The organism is Brooklawnia sp. (assembly GCF_049651565.1).
Taxonomy (GTDB): Bacteria; Actinomycetota; Actinomycetes; order Propionibacteriales; family Propionibacteriaceae; genus Brooklawnia.
The window spans coordinates 1-5,511 of the sequence record NZ_JBASCI010000071.1; the positions used below are offsets into that span (position 1 = coordinate 1).

The 5,511-nt window shown below is 65.7% G+C and carries 4 protein-coding genes, 2 tRNA genes and 1 pseudogene; 2 read left to right on the top strand and 5 right to left on the bottom strand.

Features of this window, described 5'->3' with window-relative positions; all coding sequences use genetic code 11:
• Positions 1-119 precede the first annotated feature (119 nt).
• The 3 genes from WBL05_RS03360 to WBL05_RS03370 form a co-directional block, all read right to left on the bottom strand.
• Entirely contained in the window at positions 120-548 is a 429-nt protein-coding gene (locus WBL05_RS03360) for a hypothetical protein (RefSeq protein WP_424223730.1), read from the bottom strand.
• Entirely contained in the window at positions 545-2,107 is a 1,563-nt protein-coding gene (locus tag WBL05_RS03365) for a type I restriction-modification system subunit M (protein WP_424223735.1), read from the bottom strand. Before WBL05_RS03365 ends, WBL05_RS03360 begins: the two co-directional genes overlap by 4 nt.
• Positions 2,108-2,615: 508 nt before the next feature.
• A tRNA-Ser gene (locus WBL05_RS03370) sits at positions 2,616-2,705 on the bottom strand.
• Positions 2,706-2,908: 203 nt separating this feature from the next.
• Between WBL05_RS03370 and WBL05_RS03375 the strand changes: the two genes are divergently transcribed.
• Positions 2,909-4,648, top strand: a complete 1,740-nt coding sequence (locus WBL05_RS03375; RefSeq protein WP_424223731.1) for an LCP family protein — start codon at positions 2,909-2,911, stop codon at positions 4,646-4,648.
• A gap of 34 nt (positions 4,649-4,682) precedes the next feature.
• Here the strand turns inward: WBL05_RS03375 and WBL05_RS03380 are convergent, their stop codons facing one another.
• Positions 4,683-5,147, bottom strand: a complete 465-nt coding sequence (locus WBL05_RS03380) for a hypothetical protein (protein ID WP_424223733.1) — start codon at positions 5,145-5,147, stop codon at positions 4,683-4,685.
• 32 nt (positions 5,148-5,179) lie between these two features.
• Positions 5,180-5,262: transfer RNA gene (locus WBL05_RS03385), tRNA-Ser, on the bottom strand.
• A 57-nt stretch (positions 5,263-5,319) separates the two neighbouring features.
• Here WBL05_RS03385 and WBL05_RS03390 point away from each other — a divergent pair.
• Positions 5,320-5,511 (top strand): annotated as a pseudogene (locus tag WBL05_RS03390) (NAD(P)H-quinone oxidoreductase); the annotation flags it as partial.

Sequence of the window (5,511 nt, forward strand, 5' to 3'; positions counted from 1 at the left end):
TACGGTGGGGCATGGAAGACCTCTGTTTCGTGAAATGGGTTCTGTCGTAAGTCCCACACTTCACTCAGAGGTCTTCCCCTATGTCCAGCAGACCCGCCGCGCGTACTCAATCTCCGTGGTCAGTACACCTGATTCTCCTCCACATATTGACGGAAGCGTTCAGTCCCGAGCACGTGCGCGAGGAAGTTGGTTAGAATTTCGTCCTGGTTGGGCCGCAGGATGCAGTAGCCGGTGCTGGCGATTTGCCCGTCGTACTCTTGGGCAATCACAGCCACCCGCATCGGAGTTGGCCGAGTTGTGGCGAAGATCACGTCGCCCGCTCGCACAATTTGCCGCGCCCGGCTCGGGGCGGCACCCGCCGTTATCGTTGCGGTCTCGCCGATCCTTCGGGTGACCCGGTCGACCGAGGTCAGGTCGATGTATTGAAACCCCTCATCGCCGACCTCCGCCCAACGGATTTGTTCTCCTCTTCCCGTGACTTCGGCCAGCGTCCTGAAGAGCGCACCGTCAGGACAAAGCTCGGCAATCAGCTGTTCAATCCGGCTCACGCGTCCGACCCTTCGAGGTCGGCGACAATGGCGTCGATTTGTTCCCGCAACTCCTGCTGCCGCTCCACAATCCGGGCAATCTCGGCATTGAGCGCCTTGATGTCAACGACCTCCCGAGTGTTCCTGGCCTCGACATAAGAAGACACCGCGATGTTGTACCGGTTGTCCGCAATGTCTGAGTTGTCGACCAGCCGCACGAAATGCTCCGCATCGGCCCGCTGCGTGAAGGCGTCCAGAATCGTGGCCTGGTTCGCTTCGCTGAGCTTGTTCTTGTTGCCCTGCCGCACGAACTCCGCCGATGCATCGATGAACAAGACCTTGTTGTCGCGCTTCGACTTCTTCAGCACGATGATGCATGTCGCGATCGTGGTGCCGAAGAACAGGTCTGGCGGGAGCTGGATGACGGCGTCCACGTAGTTGTTGTCGATCAGGTACTTGCGGATCTTCTGCTCCGCCCCGCCCCGGTAGAGCACGCCGGGGAACTCGACGATCGCCGCGGTGCCGTTGACCGCCAGCCAACTCAGCATGTGCATGGTGAATGCCAGGTCGGCCTTGCTCTTCGGCGCCAGCACCCCGGCCGGCGCGAAGCGGGGGTCGTTGATTAGCAGCGGGTTGGCGTCGCCCTCCCACTTGATCGAGTAGGGCGGGTTCGACACGATCGCCTCGAACGGTTCGTCGTCCCAGTGCTGCGGGTCGGTGAGGGTGTCGCCGTGGGCGATGTCGAACTTCTCGTAGTTGATGTCGTGCAGGAACATGTTGATCCGGCACAGGTTGTAGGTGGTCAGGTTGATCTCCTGCCCGAAGAACCCCTGCCGCACCTTGTCCTTGCCGAGCACCTTGGCGAACTTCAACAACAGCGAACCCGACCCGCAGGCCGGGTCGTAGACCTTGTTCACCTCCGTCTTGCCCACCACCGCTATCCGTGCCAGCAGTTCCGAAACCTCCTGGGGTGTGAAGAACTCCCCGCCCGACTTGCCGGCGCTGGAGGCGTACATGGTCATCAGGTACTCGTAGGCGTCGCCGAAGGCGTCGATGGTGTGGTCACTGTAGGTGCCCAGGTTGAGGTCACCCACGGCGTCCATCAACTTGACCAGCCGCTCGTTGCGTCGGGCGACGGTCGGGCCGAGTTTGTTGCTGTTGACGTCCAGGTCGTCGAACAGGCCCTTGAAGTCGTCCTCGCTTGCGGCCCCCTTCGCGGACGCCTCGATGTTGGTGAACACCCGGCTGAGGGTCTCGTTGAGGTTGGCGTCGTGGCGGGCCCGCTTGCGGACGTTCGCGAACAGGTCGGCGGGGAAGATGAAGAAGCCCTTCTCGTTGACTGTCTCCGCCATCCCGTACTGAGCTTCTTCCGCGCTGATTCGGGCGTAATCGAAGTCGGCGTTACCGGCGTTGCGTTCCTGCTCATTGAGGTAGGCGGTGAGGTTCTCGGAGATGAACCGGTAGAACAGCATCCCGAGCACGTAGGCCTTGAAGTCCCAACCATCCACGCTGCCGCGAAGGTCGTTCGCGATCCGCCAGATCGTCTTATGGAGTTCCTGCCGTTCAGCCTCTTTGGTCATCGTGCTCACTTGGGCATTCTCTCAGACGTGACCAGCCGCCCGCCGCCGGCCTCAGCCGTCACGGCGAGTCGACGTCCACGCTGAGTCACTGGGTCAGCCTCGCGGCAATTGGGCCCAGGCGATTGTGTCCAGCCTGCCAAGACGATTCGCGCCCTGCTATCTGTGCCCAGGGGCCCGCCGAGGGGACGATTCCCGATGCCTACTCGCCTACGTGCCGAAGGGCGGACAGACCCAGATGTGTCGTCAAGGCCGCGATCACGACACATCCTTTGCACGGACTGTTCCAAAAGGAACATTCTCGTCGCTTCACTCCTCTTCGCGGGTGAGTCCCCTAGCGAGGTAGGAATCCTTGCAGGGCCGGTGCGGTGTCGTTTCAAGCAAGGTGATGCGTCGGCGGTAGGAGTATCCCTCACACCAAGGCGTGAGACCACAAATGAACCCGGGCCCTCTGGGACGCGGAAACGCCGCCCGAATCATCCGACCCGGGCAGCGTTTCCGCTTCCAACGGCGGAGGTGGCGGGATTTGAACCCGCGATGGGGTTGAGCCCCAAACCCGCTTAGCAGGCGGGCGCCATAGACCGGACTAGGCGACACCTCCACGATCACCGGAGCACGAGGTGCATCCGGACGTCTGCTCAAGGTTAGCGAGTTGCCTCGGTCGCCGCAAAGTTTCAACGCTGACTTCGAAGTTTGCCACCTGCATGGTGCGCTGTTGCATCGGACCCTTTATTCTATTGGCGCACTCATCTTTTTCGCGCGCACGGGAGCGGCGTGTCGCCGCTGAACCGGAAGGAGCCGGGCTTGACCCCTTCGGACGAGTACTGGCCATCGGCGGCCCGCCGAGGCATCGATGCGTCCGAGAACGACGCGCCGGTCGAATACCTGCCGCCTCGGCACGCAGCCGGCGGCACCTACGGCGCGCCCCGCCGCGCCATCACCGACGCCGGCGAGTCAGTCGCCACCAGCACCAGGCCCGATCGCCGGTTCCGCAACACCGTCCTGCGCACCATCGCCGGCACCATCGTGCCCGGCCTCGGCCTGATCAGGACCCGGGCCAACCGGCTCGGGATCGCCATCATCGCCGTGCTGGTGGTCGCAACGATCGCCCTGTTCCTGTTCATCCGGAGCAACCCGGGGATGGTGGTCGGCAGCGCCCTGCAGGCCGACTGGATGTTCCGGATCGGGGTGGCCGTGATGATCGCCGGCCTGGCGTGGGTGGCGGTGATCGTCGGCACCTACCTGGTCAGCCGTCCCCGGCAACTCACCCAGCGGCAGCGAGTCGTCGGCTCGGTGCTGGTAGGGGTGCTGTCGTTGCTGGTCAGTGCGCCGATGGCGGTGGCCTCGTCCTACTCGTTCCAGACCGCCAACGTCTCCGGCGGGGTCTTCCAGTCCCAGGACGACGCGCGCTCCAAGACCCGACCCACCCTCGACAAGCGCGACCCATGGGCCGACAAGCCGCGGGTGAACGTCCTGCTGCTCGGCGGCGACTCCGGCGAGGGACGCGAGGAGGAGCTCGGCGTCCGCACCGACACCATCATGGTCGCCTCCATCGACACCGCCAACGGCGACACCCTGATCGTGCAGTTGCCGCGCAACCTGCAGCACCCGATCTTCCCGCCCGAATCCGAACTGGCCCAGCTCTACCCGTACGGCTTCGACGACGGCGGCGGTTACTCATTCCTCAACGCGGTCTGGCACGACGTGCCGACCATGCACCCCGAACTGTTCGCCGACACCGACTACGCCGGCGCCGACGCGCTGAAGGCGGCCATCGAGGGCTCCACCGGCCTGCCGATCGACTACTTCGCGCTGGTCAACATCGACGGCCTGATCTCACTGGTGGACGCGATGGGCGGCGTCCGGCTGAACGTGAACTTCCCGATCGCCATCGGCGGCAGCGACGAGGGCTGGGACTGCGGCCGGGACGGCTGGATCCCCGAAGGGCCCGACCAGCTGCTCGACGGCTACCAGGCGATGTGGTACGCCCGCAGCCGGTGCAACTCCCCCGGCGGCGACTTCGGGCGCATGCAACGCCAGTCCTGCCTGGTGGACGCCGTCATCGACCAGGCCGACCCGGCCGTCATGGTGACCCGCTACGAGGCGATCGCCAAGGCCGCCGGCAACATGGTCTCCACCGACATCCCGCAGGAACACCTGTCGGCGATCGTCGAACTGGCGCTGCGGGTGCAGGACGCCGGGCACGTCAGCCGGCTGGCGTTCGTCCACGGCGAGAACGGCTTCTACTCCGACTGGCCCGACTTCGAACTGATGCAGCAGCAGATCCAGTCGGCCATCGACTCGATGGCCGAGCAGCCCCAGGACGACCCGGCGCCGGAACCGCAGCCCACCGACGAGCCCGCGCCCGGCGAGGAGCCGCCAGCCGACCAGGCACCGGACGACCCGGGGATCGGGGTGCCCACCGCTGGCCCCGAGGACGTCTCCGACGCCTGCGCCTACCGGCACGAGGAGCCGAACGAGAACGTGCCGATCCCCGCGACGGTGCCGGTCTACACCCCACCGGCCACCGAACCCGAGGGCTGACCGGCAGCCTACCGATCGGCAGGCCGGCGAGCCCTCAACGGCCCAGCGCCTTCAGGCGGTCGGAGATGTCGTCGATGATCGCCCGCATCTGCTCCTCCGCCTCACCACGCGGCGGCTGGATGAAGGTCCGGTCGACGCGTCCCCGGGCGATCACCAGCCGGGTGCCATCCGGAGTGGCGGAAACCGCGTCCACATCGATCCACGCGCCCGCCTTGTGGTACCCGGGACCTGCCACCTCGTAACCGTCCGGTGACAGCGTGATGCGCAGCGTCCTGGTACGCACGAAGACCGCCGCGGTGATGCCGAGGGCCAACCCGCCCACCACCAACAACGCGCCGACGACAACCAGCGCAAGGTTGCGTGGTTCAGGCCACCCGACCACCAGCGCGACCACGCCAGCCACCAGCGCGATCCCCGCCATCACCCAGGCGCGCACCGGCGTCCTGGGGCGCAGGTCGTAGTGAGACGAGTCCCGGAACCCGGGAGGGGAGGCTGGCATCACTGCGACTCCTTCCACTGCGCTGCGGAGGGCGGCGAGAGTGGGATTCGAACCCACGGAGCTTTCGCTCGGCCGCTTTCAAGGCGGCTGCACTAGTCCACTATGCGATCTCGCCACAGGCAGGACCATGCTAGCCCACCCCGCCCCGCGCGCCGGGTGGCAGGCTGTAGGCATGTTCGCGATCACCCTTGAAGGCTTTGGCGGCACCGAGAAGATGCGCTGGACCGAGGTGCCGACGCCGGAACCCGGACCCGGCGAGGTACGCATCCGCACCGTCGCGGTTGGAGTGAACCGGGCCGACCTGCTGCAGCGGCAGGGCTACTACCCGCCGCCGGAAGGGGTGTCGGAACTGCTGGGGCTGGAG

Excerpts from the sequence above, each read along its gene's own strand:
- WBL05_RS03365 (WP_424223735.1), bottom strand. The coding sequence starts at position 2,107 with ATGACCAAAGAGGCTGAACGGCAGGAACTCCATAAGACGATCTGGCGG.
- WBL05_RS03380 (WP_424223733.1), bottom strand. The coding sequence starts at position 5,147 with ATGCCAGCCTCCCCTCCCGGGTTCCGGGACTCGTCTCACTACGACCTG.